General features: G+C 55.1%; 20 protein-coding genes, 2 tRNA genes, 1 rRNA gene and 1 other annotated feature. Of the genes, 7 read left to right on the top strand and 16 right to left on the bottom strand.

The window, feature by feature from the left end:
- Positions 1-54 precede the first annotated feature (54 nt).
- The 6 genes from C1N60_RS04750 to rluD form a co-directional block, all read right to left on the bottom strand.
- Positions 55-130: transfer RNA gene (locus C1N60_RS04750), tRNA-Ala, on the bottom strand.
- Positions 131-279: 149 nt separating this feature from the next.
- Positions 280-356: transfer RNA gene (locus C1N60_RS04745), tRNA-Ile, on the bottom strand.
- A 74-nt stretch (positions 357-430) separates the two neighbouring features.
- Positions 431-1972 (bottom strand): 16S ribosomal RNA (locus C1N60_RS04740).
- Between the two features lie 472 nt (positions 1973-2444).
- Entirely contained in the window at positions 2445-5018 is a 2574-nt protein-coding gene (gene clpB / locus C1N60_RS04735; protein ID WP_394521454.1) for an ATP-dependent chaperone ClpB, read from the bottom strand.
- A 125-nt stretch (positions 5019-5143) separates the two neighbouring features.
- Positions 5144-5872, bottom strand: coding sequence for a purine nucleoside phosphorylase YfiH (gene yfiH / locus C1N60_RS04730; RefSeq protein WP_262265114.1), 729 nt, complete (start codon positions 5870-5872; stop codon positions 5144-5146).
- A complete protein-coding gene (gene rluD / locus C1N60_RS04725) occupies positions 5869-6849 on the bottom strand; it encodes a 23S rRNA pseudouridine(1911/1915/1917) synthase RluD (RefSeq protein ID WP_021507316.1) in 981 nt (326 codons plus the stop codon). The genes yfiH and rluD overlap by 4 nt, the downstream gene beginning before the upstream one ends.
- Positions 6850-6978: 129 nt before the next feature.
- On the opposite strand from rluD, the gene bamD reads away from it, so the two are divergent.
- Positions 6979-7719, top strand: a complete 741-nt coding sequence (gene bamD, locus C1N60_RS04720) for an outer membrane protein assembly factor BamD (protein ID WP_058759616.1) — start codon at positions 6979-6981, stop codon at positions 7717-7719.
- An 11-nt stretch (positions 7720-7730) separates the two neighbouring features.
- Here the strand turns inward: bamD and C1N60_RS04715 are convergent, their stop codons facing one another.
- Positions 7731-7922, bottom strand: coding sequence for a hypothetical protein (locus C1N60_RS04715; RefSeq protein ID WP_132467019.1), 192 nt, complete (start codon positions 7920-7922; stop codon positions 7731-7733).
- A gap of 64 nt (positions 7923-7986) precedes the next feature.
- Between C1N60_RS04715 and raiA the strand changes: the two genes are divergently transcribed.
- The 3 genes from raiA to pheA all read left to right on the top strand — a co-directional run bounded on the left by raiA (position 7987) and on the right by pheA (position 9721).
- Positions 7987-8313: a ribosome-associated translation inhibitor RaiA gene (raiA, locus tag C1N60_RS04710; protein WP_021507319.1), complete on the top strand. Its 327-nt coding sequence runs from the start codon at positions 7987-7989 to the stop codon at positions 8311-8313.
- Positions 8314-8410: 97 nt separating this feature from the next.
- Positions 8411-8535 (top strand) — a sequence feature (Phe leader region).
- Positions 8412-8459, top strand: coding sequence for a pheA operon leader peptide PheL (gene pheL, locus C1N60_RS04705; protein ID WP_121497579.1), 48 nt, complete (start codon positions 8412-8414; stop codon positions 8457-8459). (Overlaps the previous feature by 48 nt.)
- Before the next feature lie 22 nt (positions 8536-8557).
- Positions 8558-9721, top strand: a complete 1164-nt coding sequence (pheA, locus tag C1N60_RS04700; RefSeq protein WP_021507320.1) for a bifunctional chorismate mutase/prephenate dehydratase — start codon at positions 8558-8560, stop codon at positions 9719-9721.
- 33 nt (positions 9722-9754) lie between these two features.
- Here pheA and tyrA read toward each other — a convergent pair whose 3' ends face one another.
- Complete coding sequence (gene tyrA / locus C1N60_RS04695; RefSeq protein ID WP_394521453.1) at positions 9755-10876, bottom strand: bifunctional chorismate mutase/prephenate dehydrogenase; 1122 nt, start codon at positions 10874-10876, stop codon at positions 9755-9757.
- A 6-nt stretch (positions 10877-10882) separates the two neighbouring features.
- Positions 10883-11962, bottom strand: coding sequence for a 3-deoxy-7-phosphoheptulonate synthase (locus C1N60_RS04690; RefSeq protein ID WP_021507322.1), 1080 nt, complete (start codon positions 11960-11962; stop codon positions 10883-10885).
- A 303-nt stretch (positions 11963-12265) separates the two neighbouring features.
- Here C1N60_RS04690 and C1N60_RS04685 point away from each other — a divergent pair, with 303 nt between their 5' ends.
- On the top strand, positions 12266-12787 hold the full coding sequence (locus C1N60_RS04685; protein WP_394521452.1) for a GNAT family N-acetyltransferase: 522 nt from the start codon (positions 12266-12268) through the stop codon (positions 12785-12787).
- Between the two features lie 57 nt (positions 12788-12844).
- On the opposite strand, the gene rplS is transcribed toward C1N60_RS04685, so the two are convergent.
- The 5 genes from rplS to ffh all read right to left on the bottom strand — a co-directional run bounded on the left by rplS (position 12845) and on the right by ffh (position 16357).
- Positions 12845-13195, bottom strand: coding sequence for a 50S ribosomal protein L19 (rplS, locus tag C1N60_RS04680; RefSeq protein ID WP_021507324.1), 351 nt, complete (start codon positions 13193-13195; stop codon positions 12845-12847).
- A gap of 42 nt (positions 13196-13237) precedes the next feature.
- Positions 13238-14002 carry a tRNA (guanosine(37)-N1)-methyltransferase TrmD gene (gene trmD, locus C1N60_RS04675; protein ID WP_021507325.1) on the bottom strand — a complete coding sequence of 255 codons (765 nt, stop codon included), beginning with the start codon at positions 14000-14002 and terminating at the stop codon, positions 13238-13240.
- A gap of 35 nt (positions 14003-14037) precedes the next feature.
- Entirely contained in the window at positions 14038-14586 is a 549-nt protein-coding gene (gene rimM, locus C1N60_RS04670; RefSeq protein WP_021507326.1) for a ribosome maturation factor RimM, read from the bottom strand.
- Positions 14587-14604: 18 nt separating this feature from the next.
- Positions 14605-14853 carry a 30S ribosomal protein S16 gene (rpsP, locus tag C1N60_RS04665; RefSeq protein WP_007893313.1) on the bottom strand — a complete coding sequence of 83 codons (249 nt, stop codon included), beginning with the start codon at positions 14851-14853 and terminating at the stop codon, positions 14605-14607.
- 142 nt (positions 14854-14995) lie between these two features.
- Positions 14996-16357 (bottom strand): signal recognition particle protein, encoded by a 1362-nt coding sequence (gene ffh, locus C1N60_RS04660; protein WP_021507327.1) that lies wholly within the window; start codon positions 16355-16357, stop codon positions 14996-14998.
- 166 nt (positions 16358-16523) lie between these two features.
- On the opposite strand from ffh, the gene C1N60_RS04655 reads away from it, so the two are divergent.
- Together C1N60_RS04655 and C1N60_RS04650 are read left to right on the top strand one after the other, a co-directional pair.
- Positions 16524-17318: a cytochrome C assembly family protein gene (locus C1N60_RS04655; protein ID WP_010617128.1), complete on the top strand. Its 795-nt coding sequence runs from the start codon at positions 16524-16526 to the stop codon at positions 17316-17318.
- 13 nt (positions 17319-17331) lie between these two features.
- Positions 17332-18618, top strand: a complete 1287-nt coding sequence (locus tag C1N60_RS04650) for an HlyC/CorC family transporter (RefSeq protein ID WP_058759620.1) — start codon at positions 17332-17334, stop codon at positions 18616-18618.
- 57 nt (positions 18619-18675) lie between these two features.
- Here C1N60_RS04650 and luxS read toward each other — a convergent pair whose 3' ends face one another.
- Positions 18676-19191, bottom strand: a complete 516-nt coding sequence (gene luxS, locus C1N60_RS04645) for an S-ribosylhomocysteine lyase (protein ID WP_010617126.1) — start codon at positions 19189-19191, stop codon at positions 18676-18678.
- Positions 19192-19341: 150 nt separating this feature from the next.
- On the bottom strand, positions 19342-20946 hold the full coding sequence (gene gshA, locus C1N60_RS04640; protein ID WP_021507329.1) for a glutamate--cysteine ligase: 1605 nt from the start codon (positions 20944-20946) through the stop codon (positions 19342-19344).
- Between the last annotated feature and the right edge of the window lies 1 nt (position 20947).

The raw sequence follows: 20947 nt of genomic DNA, 5'->3' as shown, positions 1-20947 counted from the left end.
TACTTCGCAGCACACCGTTGCCGGTATACTCTGAAGTAAGTTTCAGTACTGTAATGGTGGAGCTAAGCGGGATCGAACCGCTGACCTCCTGCGTGCAAGGCAGGCGCTCTCCCAGCTGAGCTATAGCCCCATACAGTCACTGCAGAGACCATCTACTACCACTCACCAGGAGTCACGTTTCTCACACGGGAAATGTGATTTCGTCTCAGGCAAGGCATGTTTTCGCGAAGCATAGTGAACTATGCGAGCCGGAAACATAACGCGGCATGAGAAGAAATCTGGTAGGCCTGAGTGGACTTGAACCACCGACCTCACCCTTATCAGGGGTGCGCTCTAACCACCTGAGCTACAAGCCTGTAGAGGTTTTTTCTGCTCGTTACTTTTCTATCAGACAATCTGTGTGAGCACTTCGCGGGAAGGTATCTTCAGGTAAGGAGGTGATCCAACCGCAGGTTCCCCTACGGTTACCTTGTTACGACTTCACCCCAGTCATGAATCACAAAGTGGTAAGCGCCCTCCCGAAGGTTAAGCTACCTACTTCTTTTGCAACCCACTCCCATGGTGTGACGGGCGGTGTGTACAAGGCCCGGGAACGTATTCACCGTAGCATTCTGATCTACGATTACTAGCGATTCCGACTTCATGGAGTCGAGTTGCAGACTCCAATCCGGACTACGACGCACTTTATGAGGTCCGCTTGCTCTCGCGAGGTCGCTTCTCTTTGTATGCGCCATTGTAGCACGTGTGTAGCCCTGGCCGTAAGGGCCATGATGACTTGACGTCATCCCCACCTTCCTCCGGTTTATCACCGGCAGTCTCCTTTGAGTTCCCGGCCGAGCCGCTGGCAACAAAGGATAAGGGTTGCGCTCGTTGCGGGACTTAACCCAACATTTCACAACACGAGCTGACGACAGCCATGCAGCACCTGTCTCAGAGTTCCCGAAGGCACCAAAGCATCTCTGCTAAGTTCTCTGGATGTCAAGGCCAGGTAAGGTTCTTCGCGTTGCATCGAATTAAACCACATGCTCCACCGCTTGTGCGGGCCCCCGTCAATTCATTTGAGTTTTAACCTTGCGGCCGTACTCCCCAGGCGGTCGACTTAACGCGTTAGCTCCGGAAGCCACGCCTCAAGGGCACAACCTCCAAGTCGACATCGTTTACGGCGTGGACTACCAGGGTATCTAATCCTGTTTGCTCCCCACGCTTTCGCACCTGAGCGTCAGTCTTCGTCCAGGGGGCCGCCTTCGCCACCGGTATTCCTCCAGATCTCTACGCATTTCACCGCTACACCTGGAATTCTACCCCCCTCTACGAGACTCAAGCCTGCCAGTTTCAAATGCAGTTCCCAGGTTAAGCCCGGGGATTTCACATCTGACTTAACAGACCGCCTGCGTGCGCTTTACGCCCAGTAATTCCGATTAACGCTTGCACCCTCCGTATTACCGCGGCTGCTGGCACGGAGTTAGCCGGTGCTTCTTCTGCGGGTAACGTCAATCGGCAAGGTTATTAACCTCACCGCCTTCCTCCCCGCTGAAAGTACTTTACAACCCGAAGGCCTTCTTCATACACGCGGCATGGCTGCATCAGGCTTGCGCCCATTGTGCAATATTCCCCACTGCTGCCTCCCGTAGGAGTCTGGACCGTGTCTCAGTTCCAGTGTGGCTGGTCATCCTCTCAGACCAGCTAGGGATCGTCGCCTAGGTGAGCCATTACCCCACCTACTAGCTAATCCCATCTGGGCACATCCGATGGTGTGAGGCCCGAAGGTCCCCCACTTTGGTCTTGCGACGTTATGCGGTATTAGCTACCGTTTCCAGTAGTTATCCCCCTCCATCGGGCAGTTTCCCAGACATTACTCACCCGTCCGCCACTCGCCACCCAAAGAGCAAGCTCTTCTGTGCTGCCGTTCGACTTGCATGTGTTAGGCCTGCCGCCAGCGTTCAATCTGAGCCATGATCAAACTCTTCAATTTAAGTTTGATTTGCTGCAACGAGTGCAGCGATGCTCTGTGAATTAAACTTCGTAATGAATTACGTGTTCACTCAGCAAAGACTTGATATTTTTTTACGTCCGGAGACGCTGATATCAATCCTGCGAGTGCCCACACAGATTGTCTGATAAATTGTTAAAGAGCGGTGCGACGCGGCGCTCGGCCTGCTGTCGCGAGGTGGCGTATATTACGCTTTCCTCCTTCAGAGTCAAACACTTTTTTCAGCGTTTTTCTCCGGCGGGGTGAATCGCTTCACGCCCTGCTGAGCCCTCTGCGTTGCCGCTTTGCCGTCTCAGTGGTGGCGCATTATAGGGACTTCGTTTCGCCTGACAAGCGCTAATTTGCAGTTTTTGCGCGACCGCTCACTTTCCAGGCAACACGTTGCAAAAACCAGCTGATTCTTGCGAAACAGTATAAAAAAACGGGCCCTGAGGCCCGTTTTTGTCACGTTGCGTTATTGACGCGCGACGATGGCATCGTCCTGCACATCCATTTCGATGGTTTTTCCCGGAACCAGCGCGCCAGACAAAATCTTCTGCGCCAGCGGGTTTTCAATCTGCTGCTGAATAGCCCGTTTCAATGGCCGCGCGCCGTAAACCGGATCGTAACCATTTTCGCCCAGCAGTTTTAGCGCCGCGTCGGAAATGTGCAGCTGATAACCGCGCTCTTCCAGACGCTGATACAGCCGCTGCAGCTGAATCTGCGCAATCGAGGCAATATGTTTTTCACCCAGCGGATGGAATACCACCACCTCATCAATACGGTTGATAAACTCCGGACGGAAATGGTGTCCGACGACCGTCATCACCACATCTTTCATTTCCGCGTAATCAAGCGCGCCGAAACGTTCCTGAATCAGATCCGAACCGAGGTTAGATGTCATGATCACCACGGTATTGCGGAAGTCCACGGTGCGCCCCTGACCATCGGTCAGACGCCCGTCGTCCAGCACCTGCAGCAGAATGTTGAACACATCCGGATGCGCTTTTTCCACCTCATCCAGCAAAATCACCGAGTAAGGGCGACGACGCACCGCCTCTGTCAGGTAACCGCCCTCTTCATAACCGACGTAGCCAGGAGGTGCCCCGACCAGACGCGACACCGAATGTTTCTCCATGAATTCCGACATATCGATACGCACCATCGCGTCGTCGCTATCGAACAGAAAATTAGCCAGCGCCTTACACAACTCGGTTTTACCGACACCGGTCGGTCCAAGAAACAGGAACGATCCGATTGGCCGGTTCGGGTCAGACAAACCGGCGCGGCTACGGCGAATGGCGTTCGATACCGCTTCAACCGCTTCGTCCTGGCCGATAACCCGGGCATGCAGCTCCTGCTCCATCCGCAACAGTTTATCGCGCTCGCCTTCCATCATGCGGGCCACCGGAATACCGGTCCAGCGCGCCAGCACATCGGCGATCTCGACATCCGTTACGCGGTTGCGTAACAGCTTCATGGTTTTACCTTCAGCCTGCGTGGCGCTTGCCAGCTTTTTTTCCAGCTCCGGAATTTTGCCGTACTGCAGTTCCGACATCTGGCCAAGGTCACCCAAACGCCGTGCCTGCTCCATAGCCAGACGCGCCTGCTCCAGCTCGGCTTTGATGTTTTGCGTGCCGGTCAGCGAGGCTTTTTCCGCTTTCCACTCTTCTTCGAGCTCAGCATATTCGCGCTCTTTCTGATCCAGCTCGCTTTCCAGCATCTCCAGACGCTTAACGCTGGCGTCATCCGATTCTTTCTTCAGCGCCTGCTGCTCCAGTTTGAGCTGGATGATACGCCGTTCGAGACGATCGAGCGGTTCCGGCTTGGAATCAATCTGCAAACGAATACTCGACGCCGCCTCATCAATCAGGTCGATGGCTTTATCCGGCAACTGGCGATCGGCAATATAGCGGTGCGACAACGTTGCCGCAGCGACAATCGCCGGATCGGTAATTTGCACATGGTGATGCAGCTCATAACGCTCTTTCAGGCCACGCAGAATGGCGATGGTGTCTTCCACGCTCGGTTCGGCGACGAACACTTTTTGGAAACGGCGCTCCAGCGCGGCATCTTTCTCAATGTACTGGCGATATTCATCCAGCGTGGTGGCACCCACGCAGTGCAGTTCACCGCGCGCCAGCGCCGGCTTCAGCATGTTGCCGGCATCCATCGCGCCGTCGGCTTTACCGGCGCCGACCATGGTATGCAGCTCATCGATAAACAGAATGACGTTGCCTTCCTGTTTGGCGAGGTCGTTCAGCACGCCTTTCAGGCGCTCTTCAAACTCGCCGCGATATTTCGCACCGGCCACCAGCGCGCCCATATCCAGCGCCAGAACGCGCCGGCCTTTCAGCCCTTCCGGCACTTCGCCGTTAATGATGCGCTGTGCCAGCCCTTCAACGATGGCGGTTTTACCGACGCCCGGTTCACCGATAAGCACCGGGTTGTTTTTGGTACGACGCTGCAATACCTGAATGGTGCGGCGAATCTCTTCGTCACGCCCGATAACCGGATCTAACTTGCCGAGCTCAGCGCGCTCCGTCAGATCGATGGTGTATTTTTTCAAAGCCTGGCGCTGATCTTCAGCCCCCTGATCGTTCACGTTTTCCCCTCCCCGCAGTTGCTCGATGGCCTTAGCGAGTTTGTCCGCCGTGGCACCGGCAGACTTCAGTAAGTCCGCCAGCGAGCCGCGCGATTCGAGGGCCGCCAGAACAAATAATTCAGATGAAATAAAGTTGTCGCCGCGCTTTTGCGCCAGCTTGTCGCACAGATTCAGTACCCGGACCAAATCCGCTGATGGCTGAACGTCGCCGTCGGTCCCTTCGACCTGCGGCAAACGATTGATGGCTTGTTCGATGCTGGTACGCAGGTTAGCGACATCCGCTCCCGCCGCACTGAGCAGCGGACGTACCGATCCACCCTCCTGGTTGAGCAGCGCGCTCATCAGGTGCAGGGGTTCGATGAATTGATTATCGTGTCCCAGAGCAAGGGACTGTGCATCGGCCAGGGCCAACTGGAATTTGTTGGTAAGACGATCCAGACGCATGATTCCTCCCATTACAGGTCAAAATGCTACTGGAGATTAAATGAGGTCATCCCTCAAATTTTCAAGGTTAATGACCTGAGTTGTGAGCAAAAAATACGCTTACTGGATCGTCTTGCGGCGTAAGGTTATCTCAGCCAAATCAAAGTTGCCATACGCCCGGTGATTCCGTCGCGTCGGAAGGAGAAAAAATCGGCGCTTTCCTGATAGGTACAGCGCGCGTCAGCCGTGACAGATCGCACGCCAGCGGCCTGCAGACGCTGGGTTGCCAGCAGCCAGATATCGGCAAAATATTTCTCGCCGGCCGGGCGAAAAGCCGCATCGGCAGCGGCATCCTGCGCCAGGAACGCACTGCGCACCTCGGCCCCCACTTCAAATGCCTGTGGACCAATCGCCGGACCGAGCCAGGCATGAATCTCGCTCGCCGGGCAGTGAAACTGTGCCAGCGTTTGCTCCAGCACCCCATGACACAACCCGCGCCAGCCGGCATGTGCCGCGGCAACTTCGCTGCCATCATGGCTGCAAAACAGCACCGGCAGACAGTCGGCGGTCATCACTGCACACACCACGCCGCTTTCCCGCGTTATCGCCGCATCGGCTCGCGGCAGGGGCGCAGCCGCCGGCAGACGCGCCACCGTCTGGCCGTGTACTTGCTCCAGCCACTGCGGCATTGCCGGTAGCGCCAGCTGCCCGACCACGCGCTGACGATTGTGCATCACGCAATCCGCCTCGTCTCCGACGTGCGCGCCGAGGTTGAGGGAATCCCATGGCGCCGCGCTAACGCCGCCGTGCCGCGTGGTCGAATAAGCCTGCACGCGCGCCGGCGCCGGCCACTGCGGCACGATCCAGTCACTCATAGCCAGTCCAGCTGATCGCGGAACTCGTCGGTATCGGCTTTCAGTGCCTCAATCAGATCAACCATGTCCTGCGGCAGTGGCGCGTGCCACTCCATCTCAATCCCGGTGATCGGATGATAGAGACGCAGCATAGTGGCGTGCAGCGCCTGGCGGTCAAAACCGCGCAGCGTACTGATGAAAGCCTCAGAAGCGCCCTTTGGCGGACGCGGACGACCACCGTACAGCGGATCGCCCACCAGCGGATGGTTAATGTGCGCCATGTGCACGCGAATCTGGTGAGTACGGCCGGTTTCCAGGCGCAGGCGTAAACGCGTATGAGCGCGGAAATGCTCCATGATGCGATAGTGGGTTGTCGCTGGCTTGCCCATCGGATGCACTGCCATGTGGGTACGCTTGGTAGAGTGACGCGCCATCGGCTCATTCACCGTACCGCCGGCGGTCATGGTGCCAATCGCCACCGCTTCATATTCGCGGGTGATTTCACGCAGCTGCAGCGTTTCAACCAGATGCGTCTGCGCCGGTACCGTTTTGGCCACTACCATCAGTCCGGTGGTGTCTTTATCCAGACGGTGCACGATGCCGGCGCGCGGCACGTCGGCAATCGCCGGATAGTGATAAAGCAGCGCATTCAGTACCGTGCCGTCCGGATTACCGGCGCCAGGGTGGACCACTAAGTCGCGCGGTTTGTTGATCACCAGGATGTGGTCATCTTCATAAACGATATCCAGCGGAATATTTTGCGCTTCCCAGCGCTGCTCCTCTTCGATCTCGGCATCAATCGCCACCCGCTCACCGCCGAGTACTTTCTCTTTCGGTTTATCGATGATGGTGCCGTTGACGCTGACCCGACGCTCAAGGATCCACTCTTTTATGCGGGAACGTGAATAATCAGGGAACAATTCCGCCAAAGTCTGATCTAAGCGTTGTCCAAGCTGTGCTTCGGACACCGTTGCGGTGAGTTGAACTTGTTGTGCCATATACAGCTTCTTCGTTAACGTTGGGTTTTCACGGCGATGCCGTTTAATATAATGTGCTATCGTACTGGTCATTACCGGGAGCTATACGGACAGCTTCCGCCATAACACTTTGAGGATAATCATTTCGTCATGACGCGTATGAAACATCTGGTGGCTGCTGCCACACTGAGCCTGAGCCTGGCACTGGTGGGCTGTTCCGGCTCATCGGACCCGGTCCCGGACAGCCCGCCGTCTGAAATTTACGCCACAGCGCAGCAAAAGCTGCAGGACGGTAACTTTAAAGCGGCGATTAAGCAACTGGAAGCGCTGGATAACCGTTATCCGTTTGGTCCTTACTCGCAGCAAGTGCAGCTGGATTTGATCTACGCGTACTACAAAAATGCCGATCTGCCACTGGCGCAAGCCGCCATTTCCCGCTTTATGCGCCTGAACCCGACGCACCCTAACATTGATTACGTGATCTATATGAAGGGCCTGACGGACATGGCACTGGATGATTCCGCGCTGCAGGGCTTCTTCGGGATCGATCGTTCCGACCGCGATCCTACCCATGCGCGTGATGCATTCCGTGACTTCTCTCAGCTACTGCGCGGCTATCCGAACAGCCAGTACGCGGCAGATGCGCAGAAACGTCTGACGTTCCTGAAAGATCGCCTGGCGAAGTATGAGCTCTCCGTGGCGCAATTCTATACCAAGCGCGGTGCCTATGTCGCCGTTGTTAATCGGGTTGAAGGTATGATGCGCGATTATCCGGACACCCAGGCCACGCGTGACGCGCTGCCGCTGATGGAAAATGCCTATCGCCAGCTGCAGCTGACGACGGAAGCTGACAAAGTTGCGAAAATCATTGCGGCGAATAGCGCGTCCTGATTTTCGTGCCATTAAAAAAGCAGCCGCTGTGGCTGCTTTTTTTTGGTCAGAAAACCGTCTGAAATGGTTTTTTCCGCTACGGTTAACTCATCAATCTTGCCCCTATCCCCGCTGTGCATCAAGCTTTTTTCGCCCTTTTCCCAGCCTTTCTCACAATTCGCTGGCATTGACAAAAAGTGACATTCCAGTGTGATCCAGATCACACATTTTCCTGATTTGCGCGGTATGCTGGTCCTACCCAGACGGAAATGACAGAGAGGTTTAACTATGATTCTGAACATTACCAGCAAACAAATGGAAATCACTGCGGCAATCCGCAACCATGTCGAAGACCGTCTCGCCAAGCTGGAAAAATGGCAAACCCACCTGATAAATCCGCACATTGTGTTATCGAAAGAGCCGAAAGAATTTGTGGCTGATGCCACCATTAACACGCCAAACGGCACGCTGGTCGCCAGCGCGAAACACGATGATATGTATACGGCCATCAATGACCTGATCGCCAAGCTGGAGCGCCAGCTAAATAAAGCACAGCACAAGCCTGAAGCACGGCGCGCCACCAGCAGTGTTAAAGATTTCACCCCTGCCGGGTAATTTATCGCTATTCAGCAACGCGCCTGCGGGCGCGTTTTTTATTGACAGCTTTTAAGCTGTGCGGTTACTCTCAGTTCACTTTATTGCCGGAATTGATCATGAAACTGCTGCCGTTCTTCTTCGCATTCTTTTTTACCTTCCCCTGATTGGGAGGCGATTCGTCGTGTGAAAATGAATGCGAAGACGAACAACAAAGCCTCCCAACCGGGAGGCTTTTTTATTGGACATTTTACAGGTGAGCCCTATGAATCCCGAGAATCCGCTGCTGGCGTTACGCGATAAGATCAGCGCCGTCGATGCCAGGCTGTTAACGCTGCTGGCTGAACGGCGCGCGCTGGCCGTTGAGGTAGCGCAGGCCAAGCTGGCCACCCATCGCCCGATTCGTGACGTCGAGCGCGAACGCGCCCTGCTGGAAAACCTCATCGCACTGGGTAAAAAACATCAGCTGGATGCGCACTACATCACGCGCCTGTTTCAGTTAGTGATTGAGGATTCGGTGCTGACCCAGCAGGCGCTGCTGCAGAAAAACCTGAATCATCCACATGCGCACGCGCCGCGCATCGCCTTCCTCGGCCCAAAAGGCTCCTACTCGCACCTTGCCGCCCGTAAATACGCCACGCGCCACTTCGATTCGATGGTGGAAATGGGGTGTCTGAAATTCCACGACATCATTCAGCAGGTTGAAAGCGGTCAGGCGGATTACGCGGTGATGCCGATTGAGAACACCAGCTCCGGCTCGATCAATGACGTGTACGATCTGCTGCAGCAAACGTCGCTGTCGATCGTCGGCGAGCTGACCATTCCTATCGAACACTGCGTGCTGGTCAGCGGTAATACCGATTTGCAGCAGATTGAAACCGTGTATAGCCATCCGCAGCCGTTCCAGCAGTGCAGCCAGTTCATCAACCGCTTCCCGCAGTGGAAAATCGAATACACCGAAAGCACGGCGGCGGCGATGGAAAAAGTAGCCGCGATGAACTCACCGCACGTGGCCGCGCTGGGCAGCGAAGCCGGCGGTGAGCTGTATGGTCTGCAGGTGCTGGAGCGCAACCTGGCGAATCAGCAGCAGAACCATACCCGCTTCATTGTGCTCGCGCGTAAACCGATTGAAGTCTCCAGCCAGGTGCCGGCCAAAACCACGCTGATTATGGCGACGGGCCAGCAGGCCGGCGCGCTGGTTGAAGCACTGCTGGTGTTGCGTAATCACAATCTGATCATGAGCAAGCTGGAAAACCGGCCAATCAACGGTAACCCATGGGAAGAGATGTTTTACATTGATGTGCAGGGCAATCTGCAGTCGGAGAATATGCAGCAGGCGCTGGAAGAACTGCGTGCGCTCACGCGTTCACTGAAGGTGCTGGGCTGTTATCCGGGTGAGAACGTGGTACCGGTAGAACCGCGTCTGTAAAACAAAAAGGCATCCTCGCGGATGCCTTAATCATTACTGGCGACTGTCGTTGGCGGAGCGCAGCATGCTGCGGCTCTCGACGAGGAAGCGTTTCGCGTAGTCGCCAAACCAGTGTTCCACGCGCTCAAAGCTGTTGATGAACGCCTGTTTATCGCCCTGCTCCAGTAGCGTGATGGCTTCACCAAAACGCTGATAGTAGCGTTTAATCAGCGCCAGATTACTTTCCGACGACATGATAATGTCGGCGTACAACTGTGGGTCCTGCGCAAACAGCCGTCCCACCATCGCCAGTTCGAGGCGATAGATAGGCGAGGACAGTGCCAGCAGTTGATCCAGATTGACGTTCTCTTCCGCCAGATGCAAACCATAAGCGAAGGTGGCGAAGTGGCGCAGCGCCTGAATGAACGCCATGTTTTGATCGTGCTCAACCGCACTGATGCGGTGTAAGCGCGCGCCCCACACCTGAATCTGCTCCAGGAACCACTGATAGGCTTCCGGCTGACGGCCATCGCACCATACCACCACCTGCTTCGCCAGGCTGCCGCTGTCCGGACCGAACATCGGATGCAGTCCCAGTACCGGGCCGCTGTGCGCCGCCAGCATCGCCTGCAGCGGACGGTTCTTCACCGACGCCAGATCCACCAGAATGCAGTCATCAGGCAGCGCTGGCAGATCGGCAATGATCTGTTCGGTCAGGTGGATCGGCACGCTGATGATCACCATGCCCGCATCGTGCAGCAGTTCATCCGCGCGCGGCCAGTCATCTTTATCAAGAATACGCACCTGATAGCCGGAGAGCGTCAGCATCTTCTCGAACAGACGTCCCATCTGACCGCCGCCGCCGACAATCACCACCGGACGCAGTTCAGGACACAGCGTTTTGAAGCCTTTGTCATTTTCATGCGCATAGGATTCACGCATCAGACGACGCAGTACATCTTCGATCAGGTCCGGCGACACGCCAAGCGCTTCCGCTTCCTTACGACGCGAAGCCAGCATACTGGCCTCGCGCTCAGGCACATAAATCGGTAAACCGTAGCGGCTTTTGACTTCGCCGACTTCGGCCACCAGCGCCAGTCTTTTCGCCAGCAGCCCCAGCAGGGCTTTATCTACTTCATCAATTTGATCGCGCAGCGCGGTCAGTTCAGCCACCATGACTCATTACACCTCGTGTGACAGACGCGCCGACAGCACTCCCTGCAGATCCCGATGGATTTCACGCAGCAAAGTTTCAGTGGTTTCCCAGTTGATGCAGGCATCAGTGACGGAAACCCCGTACTTCATCTCGCTACGCGGTTGCTCAGAAGACTGGTTGCCTTCGTGAATATTACTTTCCAGCATCAGGCCAATGATGGAGCGGTTTCCATCTTTAATCTGCGCGATAGCCGATTCGGCTACGCCAGGCTGACGGCGATAGTCTTTGTTAGAATTGCCATGGCTGCAATCTATCATTAAGGCCGGACGCAGTCCCGCTTTCAGCATCTCTTTTTCGCACTGCGCGACATCTTCCGGGCCGTAGTTTGGCGCTTTACCGCCGCGCAGAATCACGTGACCATCCGGGTTGCCCTGGGTTTGCAGCAGGCATACCTGACCGGCCTGGTTAATGCCGACAAAGCGGTGCGGCATCGCAGCGGCGCGCATGGCGTTGATTGCAGTGCCGAGGCTGCCATCGGTACCGTTTTTAAAGCCCACCGGCATCGACAGGCCAGACGCCATTTCACGGTGCGTCTGCGATTCTGTGGTACGCGCCCCAATCGCCGACCAGCTAAACAGATCGCCGAGGTATTGCGGGCTATTGGGGTCGAGCGCTTCGGTGGCCAGCGGCAGGCCCATCTCCACCAGATTGACCAGCAGCTGACGCGCAATGTGCAGGCCGGCTTCCATATCAAACGAGTTGTTCATGTAAGGATCGTTGATTAACCCTTTCCAGCCGACGGTGGTACGGGGTTTTTCAAAATAGACGCGCATAACGATATACAGCTGATCCTTCAACTGTGCAGAGAGTGTTTGTAACTGACGAGCGTAATCCAGTGCGGCTTCGGTATCGTGGATCGAGCAGGGACCGCACACCACCAGCAGACGCGGATCGCGACCCGCGATGATATCCGCGATAGTCTGGCGGGAAGCGGCAATTTGCGCTTCCTGCGCCGCAGTCAGCGGGAACTTCGCTTTCAGTTCCTGTGGCGTAATTAAAATCTGTTCGTCGGCGATATGCACATTGTTCAGCGCGTCTTTTTGCATGATGGCGATCCTTTTTCACTCGTTATGCGGTTTTACGATCCTCACTGAGGATGACGCTTACTTTACCACAGCATGTAAATCATGCAATCCATGCATGTACACTTTTATTACCACTCTCTTTTAAACTACAAAATAAAAGTTAATTAAAATATATAAATCATTAAGTTAACAACATTAAAGCCTGTAAGATCTATCAAACAAAAATGTAAATTTTTAATTACACCAATCTGACCAGGCCAGATGTTTTTTCCTTACGATATCGCTAACATGCTGTTATCCATTTAATTAATTCAGGATCGCTTTATGTCTATCCCTGAAGTCGCCCTGCGTCCCTTTACTCTGCAGGATGCCGAAGCGTTTACGTATGCCGTTAATCAGTCTCTGGGCAGCCTGCAGCCGTGGATGGTATGGGCTCATGCGGATTACAGCGTTGATGAAGCCGTCAGCTGGATCAACTTTACTCATCTGCAGCGTCAAAAGGGTGAAGCTGAAGAATTCGCGATTGTCGATGGCAACGATCGGTTGCTGGGCGGTGCTGGCTTACGTTTTGCGCGTCAGCCCGGTGAGTTCAGTGCGCTGGGCTACTGGGTTCGCAGCGAGGCGCAGCAACAGGGCGTTGCCCGCCGGGCAGTGGCACAGCTGGTGAATCTGGCGTTCGCCCAGCCACACATAACTGTGCTGGAGATTCTTGCTGCAGAAGAGAATCACGCCAGCCGCGCCGTGGCCCTGCGCAGCGGCTTCTCGTTTGTGGATTACCGCTACGGGTTGATTGTGCTGGAGAGCGGGCCGGTCAACACGGCGATCTATCACCTCAGACGCCCATAAAAAAAGGGGCTGGCCTTATGGCCAACCCCTTGTTTGCTATTAACTTTGGGATGTCGCTTACGCGCCAAGACGCTCTTTGATACGAGCTGACTTACCGGTACGCTCACGCAGGTAGTACAGTTTGGCTTTACGCACAGCACCACGACGTTTGACAGTAATGCTGTCAATTACCGGAGAGTGAGTCTGGAAGACACGCTCAACGCCTTCGCCGTTAGAAATCTTGCGAACAGTGAATGCAGAGTGCAGACCGCGGTTACGAATAGCGATAACCACGCCCTCGAATGCCTGCAGACGTTTCTTAGAACCTTCAACGACCCATACTTTCACTTCCACGGAATCACCCGGACGGAAGGAAGGTACGTCCTGTTTCATCTGCTCTTGTTCAAGTTGCTTGATAATGTTGCTCATAATTAAATCTCTTATCCTGGGTAAACTGATAGTCAGGGAAGATTACTCTTCCACCTCATCGTTTTGTTGCTGCTGATGTTCCCGCTGGAACTCACTTAGCAACCTTGCTTGCTCTTCAGTCAGAGCCAGGTTTTCCAGAAGTTCAGGTCTTCTTAGCCAGGTACGGCCCAGCGACTGTTTCAGGCGCCAGCGGCGAATATCGGCATGGTTGCCCGACAGCAAAACTGGCGGAACCTCCATCCCTTCTAACACTTCAGGTCGGGTATAGTGCGGGCAATCCAGCAAACCTTCCGAGAACGAATCCTCATCGGCTGACGCCTGTTTCCCCAGCACGCCAGGAATAAACCGGGCGACCGAGTCAATTAACGTCATTGCTGGCAGCTCACCGCCACTGAGCACGTAATCACCGATTGACCATTCTTCATCAATCTCAGTGTGAATCACACGCTCATCTATCCCTTCATAACGACCGCAAACCAGAATTAACTTCTGACTGGTCGCCAGTTCGCAAACTCCTTGCTGGTCAAGTTTGCGACCCTGAGGTGAAAGATAAATCACCTTAGCGCCTTCTCCCGCCGCCGCTTTCGCTGCGTGGATAGCATCCCGTAAGGGTTGCACCATCATCAACATACCCGGTCCGCCGCCGTAAGGACGATCGTCCACGGTACGGTGCCGGTCGTGCGTGAAGTCACGTGGACTCCAGCTCTCTATGTTGAGCAGGCCATTCTTTACTGCCCGGCCAGTTACCCCGTACTCGGTAATAGCGCGAAACATCTCAGGAAACAGGCTAATAACACCAATCCACATCGCGTTCGCCGTTACGTTACCGGATTGTCCGGAGATCAAAAACCAGGATCCCAGTCTACTTCAATGGTGCCAGTAGCGAGATCGACTTTCTTGATAACCTGTTCATCAAGAAACGGTATTAACCGCTCCTGTACACCGAATGCATCTTTCAGGTTTGCCTTTACGACGAGAACGTCGTTCGAGCCGGTCTCCATCAAATCAATGACTTTGCCCATCTCGTAGCCATCGAGGTTTACCACTTTGCAACCCATCAGGTCTTTCCAGTAGTAATCGCCCTCTTCCAGCGCCGGCAGCTGCGTGGAGTCAACCGTAATTTCGCAATTGGTCAACTGTGCCGCAGCGTCCCGATCGTCAATGCCTTTGACTTTGATGATCAGGTCCTGATTGTGGTGCTTCCAACCCTCAAGCTCGACCTGCTGCCATTGACCGGCGCGCTGGATAAACCAGGGTTGATAGTCGAAGATGCTTTCAGCGTCTTCAGTGGAGGAAAACACTTTGAGCCAACCCCGAATTCCGTAAGCGGCACCCATTTTGCCCAGAATGATTGGGTTAACGGGAGGCTGTGCGGCAGGTTTACTGCTCATGCTCACCACCGTGACAGATTAAGCTGCTTTTTTTGCTTCTTTGATCAGCGCGTTAACGCGATCAGAAAGCGTTGCGCCCTGGCCAACCCAGTGCTCAATACGGTCCAGATCCAGACGCAGACCTTCAGCCTGACCAGAAGCGATCGGGTTGAAGAAACCTACGCGCTCGATGAAACGACCGTTGCGAGCATTGCGGCTGTCAGTGACGACGACCTGATAGAACGGACGCTTTTTAGCGCCGTGACGTGCCAAACGAATGGTTACCATAACATCCTCTTTAGTTAATAAAACAACCGGGCCCCATCGAGGAACGGGGCCCGGGTGCAATATAAAAAGCCCGAAAATTTTACTCATTTTGGCGCAAAAAGCAACCTGAGTGTCTCACTTTTCTGGTTCGGGCTGTGTCGCCTTAGCGGCCGGGGAATCCTGGCGGCATCATGCCTTTCATGCCACGCATCATTTTGGCCATGCCGCCCTTCTTCATTTTCTTCATCATGCGCTGCATATCATCAAACTGCTTCAGCAGCCGGTTGACGTCCTGCACCTGCATACCGGAACCGGTAGCGATACGGCGCTTGCGCGAACCTTTGATGATCTCGGGCTTCTCACGCTCTTTGCGCGTCATCGAATTGATGATGGCTTCCATGCGCACCAGCACTTTGTCATCCATCTGCGATTTAACGTTATCCGGCAGCTGGCCCATGCCCGGCAGTTTGCCCATCAGGCTGGCCATGCCGCCCATGTTGCGCATCTGCTTAAGCTGCTCCAGGAAGTCGTTGAGATCGAAACCGTCGCCGGTTTTCAGCTTCTTCGCCAGCTTTTCCGCCTGCTCGCGGTCAACTTTGCTCTCGATATCTTCAATCAGCGACAGCACGTCGCCCATGCCGAGAATGCGCGATGCGATACGGTCCGGATAGAATGCTTCCAGCGCATCGGTCTTCTCGCCCATCCCCATAAATTTGATTGGCTTGCCGGTGATGTGACGAATCGACAGCGCCGCACCGCCGCGCGCATCGCCGTCCACTTTGGTCAGGATCACACCGGTGAGCGGCAGCGCTTCGTTGAACGCTTTCGCGGTGTTGGCGGCATCCTGACCGGTCATGGCATCGACGACAAACAGCGTTTCAACCGGATTGATCGCGGCGTGCACCTGTTTGATCTCATCCATCATCGCTTCGTCAACGTGCAGACGGCCAGCGGTATCCACCAGCAGCACATCGTAGAACTGCAGACGCGCTTCTTTCAGCGCGTTGTTAACGATATCCACCGGCTTCTGGCTGAGGTCGGACGGACAGAAATCCACACCGACCTGCTGCGCCAGGGTTTCCAGCTGTTTGATCGCCGCCGGGCGGTAGACGTCCGCAGACACCACCAGCACCTTTTTCTTGTGCTTTTCGCGCAGGAATTTACCGAGCTTACCGACGCTGGTGGTTTTACCGGCACCCTGCAGGCCCGCCATCAGCACCACGGCCGGCGGCTGAGCATTAAGGTTCAGCGCGTTATTTTCGGCCCCCATCGCCGCAACCAGTTCGTTGCGCACGATTTTGATAAACTCCTGACCCGGCGTCAGGCTTTTGTTTACATCCTGCCCCACCGCGGCTTCTTTCACGCGGTTGATGAAATCGCGCACTACCGGCAGCGCAACGTCGGCCTCCAGCAGCGCCATACGCACTTCGCGCAGCGTATCTTTGATGTTGTCTTCGGTCAGCCTTCCGCGGCCACTGATATTGCGCAGGGTTTGCGACAAACGATCGGTTAAATTATCAAACATGCTCTCTCACTTAATAGCGTAGCGAGGCCGCCAGGGCGACACAATGCGGCGGATTATAACACGAAGCCAGGCCGATCTCTGCAATTGACCGTGAGATCGTTTGGAGCCTGCTGCCGCTGGCGCTATACTGCTTTTTTCCTTATCTGACCGACACCTGAAAGGATCTATGTTCGTTTTCGCGATCGTGGCGCTGTTCGCCTACTCTCTCAGTCTTGCATTGATCATTCCGAGCCTGCTGAAACGCAACAGCGGCTGGCGGCGTTTTGCCGTGTTATCCGCCTGCGTGGCGCTGATTGCCCATGCGGTAGCGCTACAGCAACGCATATTTGCCGTCGATAATGGACAAAATCTTAGCCTGCTGAATATTGGTTCGCTGGTCAGTTTGCTCATCTGCGCCATCATGACTATCGTTGCGTCGCGCAATCGCGGCTGGCTGCTGCTGCCGATTGTTTACAGTTTTGCGCTGATCAATCTGGCCTTCGCCACCTTTGTGCCAAACGCCTTTATCACCCATCTTGAGACCACGCCTGGCATGATGGTGCACATCGGTCTGTCGCTGTTTGCCTATGCCACGCTGATCATCGCGGCGCTGTATGCGCTGCAGCTGGCGTGGATCGACTATCAGTTAAAGAACAAAAAGCTGACGTTCACCCAGGATATGCCGCCGCTGCTCAGCATTGAGCGTAAAATGTTCCATATCACGCAGATTGGCGTGGTATTGCTGACGCTGGTGTTGTGCACCGGCCTGTTCTTTATGAATAACCTGTTCAGCCCGGAAAACATTGATAAAGCGGTGCTGTCGATTATCGCCTGGTTTGTCTACATCGTGCTTCTGTGGGGCCACTATCATGAAGGCTGGCGCGGTCGCCGTGTGGTGTGGTTCAACTGCGGCGGTGCGCTGCTGCTGACCATGGCCTATTTCGGCAGCCGCGTTCTGCAGCACCTGCTCACCTCTCACTAAAGGAATTTTTGCGTTGGAACATGTTTCAACCACCACGCTCATTATCACGCTGATCATTATGGTGCTGGTCTCGGCCTACTTCTCGGGTTCCGAGACCGGCATGATGACGCTCAACCGCTACAAACTGCGCCACAAAGCCAAAAGCGGCAACCGCAGCGCGCGTCGCGTTGAGAAACTGCTGCGTCGCCCCGACCGTCTGATTAGCCTGGTGCTGATCGGCAACAACCTCGTGAATATCCTCGCCTCGGCGCTCGGCACCATTGTCGGTATGCGCCTGTACGGCGATGCCGGCGTGGCCATCGCCACTGGCGTGCTGACCTTCGTGGTGCTGGTGTTTGCCGAAGTGCTGCCTAAAACCGTCGCGGCGCTCTATCCGGAAAAAGTCGCGTATCCCAGCAGTTTTCTGCTGGCGCCGCTGCAGTACGTGATGCTGCCGCTGGTGTGGCTGCTCAATACCATTACCCGCATTCTGATGCGCATGGTGGGCATCAAGACCGAAGGGTCGATTAACTCCGCTCTCAGCAAAGAAGAGCTGCGCACCATCGTGTATGAATCCCGCTCGCTGATGTCGCGCCGCAACCAGGACATGCTGCTATCGGTGCTGGACCTTGAGAAGGTCAACGTTGACGACATCATGGTGCCGCGCAATGAGATCGTCGGCATCAATATCAACGATGAGTGGAAGTCGATCGAGCGTCAGCTAAGCAACTCACCGCATGGCCGTATTGTGCTGTTCCGCGACTCACTGGACGATAGCGTCGGCATGCTGCGCGTGCGCGAAGCGTGGCGCATGATGGCCGGGAAAAAAGAGTTCAATAAAGAGCGACTGCTGCGCGCTGCCGATGAAATCTACTACGTGCCGGAAGGTACGCCTCTTAACGTGCAGCTGGTAAAATTCCAGCGCAATAAGAAGAAAGTGGGGCTGGTGATCGATGAGTACGGCGACATCAAAGGACTGGTTACCATCGAAGATATTCTGGAAGAGATCGTCGGCGACTTCACCACCTCTATGTCACCGTCACTGGCCGAAGAAGTGATGCCGCAAAACGACGGTTCGGTACTGATTGAAGGCAGCGCCAACGTGCGGGAAATTAATAAGGCCTTCAACTGGACGCTGCCGGAAGAGGAAGCGCGCACCATCAACGGTATGCTGCTGGAAGCACTGGAAGAGATCCCGCAGATGGACACGCAAGTACAGGTTGGCCATTACGACATTGATATTCTTGATGTGCAGGACAACATGGTGAAGCAGGTGCGCATTACGCCGCATCAGCCGCTGAAAGCGTCCATCGGTTCCTGAGACGACAAAAACAAAACGCCGCGATAATCGCGGCGTTTTTTATGGCAGAAGCGGCAACTAGAGTTGCAGCTCTTTCAGCTTTTCAGCCGGCAGCTTCAGATCTTCATTGCGGTTAACGCCAATGTCGTGCGCCAGCACGTTGCGCGCAATCTGCTGCGCTTCGTCCAGCGAGTGCAGCTTGTAGCTGCCGCACTGGTATTCGTTCAGTTCCGGAATCTGGTTCTGATCTTTTACCTTCAGCACATCTTCCATCGCGCCTTTCCACGCTTTTGCCACGCGCTGCTCGTCTGGCGTACCAATCAGGCTCATATAGAAGCCGGTGCGGCAGCCCATCGGTGAGATATCGACGATTTCCACGCCGTCACCGTTGAGGTGGTTACGCATGAAGCCCGCGAACAGGTGCTCCAGCGTGTGGATGCCGCGTTCGGTCAGGATGTCGATGTTCGGACGGCAGAAACGCAGATCGAAAACGGTGATGGTATCGCCATGCGGAGTGTTCATGGTCTTCGCCACGCGTACCGCTGGCGCGCCCATGATGGTGTGATCAACAGTAAAACTATCCAGTAGTGGCATACGTCACCTCCTGTTTTGAGATTTTTTTTAAAACGATGAAACTTTTCTGTTCGCCCAACGTCTGAATATATGAAAGACGCGCATTTGTTATCATCATCCCTGACAACAGAGATGTTAATTTAGGCCACAGTGATGTGGCCATTTTCTTTTCTAGCCTTCGCGACCTGCCAGATAGCTGGCAAAATCCAGTGTATCACTCTGCTCCAGCTGCTGCTGTTTCAGCACCGACTCCTGCGCCTGACGGCTAAAATCGGCCTCGGTGAGAATTTCCAGCGGCTCTTCGCACAGCAGATGACGATACTGCTCGGCCAGCGCCACGCCAGCTCCGGTCAGCCCCTGCTCTTTAATGGCTTGCAGAATGCGCGCCGAATAGGTTAGCTCAGGATCGTCAAACGACGCTACCAGTTGATCGCAAACCTGTTGATATTGCGTGCTGCCGTCGTTGCTATCCAGCACTTCAGCCACCCGGCGCAGATCGGCAAACAGCGCTTTACCGACATCAACCAGCAGATGTTCCGTATCACTGCAGCCCACGCCGATCACCTGACCCGGCTTGCGCCCTTCCAGCACCACGCGGTTCCAGTTTTTCCGGCTGCACAGCAGCTCATCTGCGCTCATCTCCGGCGCATCGGCCAGCGTACACCAAATCAGGAACAGGTCGAGGAAGCGCGCCTGATCGGCATCCACACCAATGGCAGAGAACGGGTTGATGTCCAGCGAACGCACTTCAATGTACTCAATGCCGCCGCGCAGCAGCGCATCGGACGGCGCCTCACCCGAGCGGGTCACGCGTTTCGGACGAATCGGTGCGTACAGTTCGTTCTCGATTTGCAGCACGTTGGTATTGAGCTGCAGCCAGTTGCCTTCCGCGTCTTTGGTGCCCATCGCCGCATATTCGGCAGACGGTGTTTTGATCGCCGCTTTCAGCGCAGCGACATACCCTTCCAGCGAATTGAAGGTAATGCCCAGCCCGCTTTGTGATTTATTGGTGTAGCCCAAATCACTCAGGCGCAGCGACGTGGCATACGGCAGCCACAATGTTCCTTCGCCGTTGGTTTCGAACGGCAGCTTACTTTCCCGTCCCTGCAGGAAGGAAGAGCAGATGGCTGGCGAAGCGCCAAACAGGTAAGGAATCACCCAGCCGTAGCGATAGTAGTTGCGAATCAGGCGCAGATAGCCCGCCGAGATGGTCTCTTTGCCGCTCTCCGCGTCTTTGACATCCGCCCACTCCTGCCAGAACGACAGCGGCAGCGAGAAGTTATAGTGCACGCCAGAAATAATCTGCATCAGCGCGCTGTAGCGATTTTTCAGCCCCTGACGATACAGGGTTTTCATTTTGCCGATATTGGAGCTGCCGTACTGCGCCAGCTCAATGTTGTCCACATCTTCAACATAGCCCGGCATACTGAACGGCCACATGCGCTCGTCGCCCAGCTCGCGTGCCACGTGACGGTGGATGTCGCGCAGAAACGCCAGGGAGCGATCGATGTTCTGATCCACCGGGGTGATGAACTCCAGCAGCGTTTCAGCAAAATCGGTGGTAATCCAGTCGTGCTTCAGCGCTGAACCCAGCGATTCAGGGTGGCCAGTGGTAGCCAGATGACCATTCGGCTGGACGCGAAGTGTTTCACGTTCAATGCCACGGCCGATACCCTTTAACGCGTCGGGATGCGCTTCCAGCCAGGAGAGCGCTTTTGATACGTCCGGGATCACATTAACCTCCCGCTGTGTGAATAATTTATTTTTGTTCAGCATA

It is taken from the genome of Pantoea sp. SGAir0184, from assembly GCF_043544755.1.
This window is presented reverse-complemented; position numbering and strand designations above follow the sequence as displayed.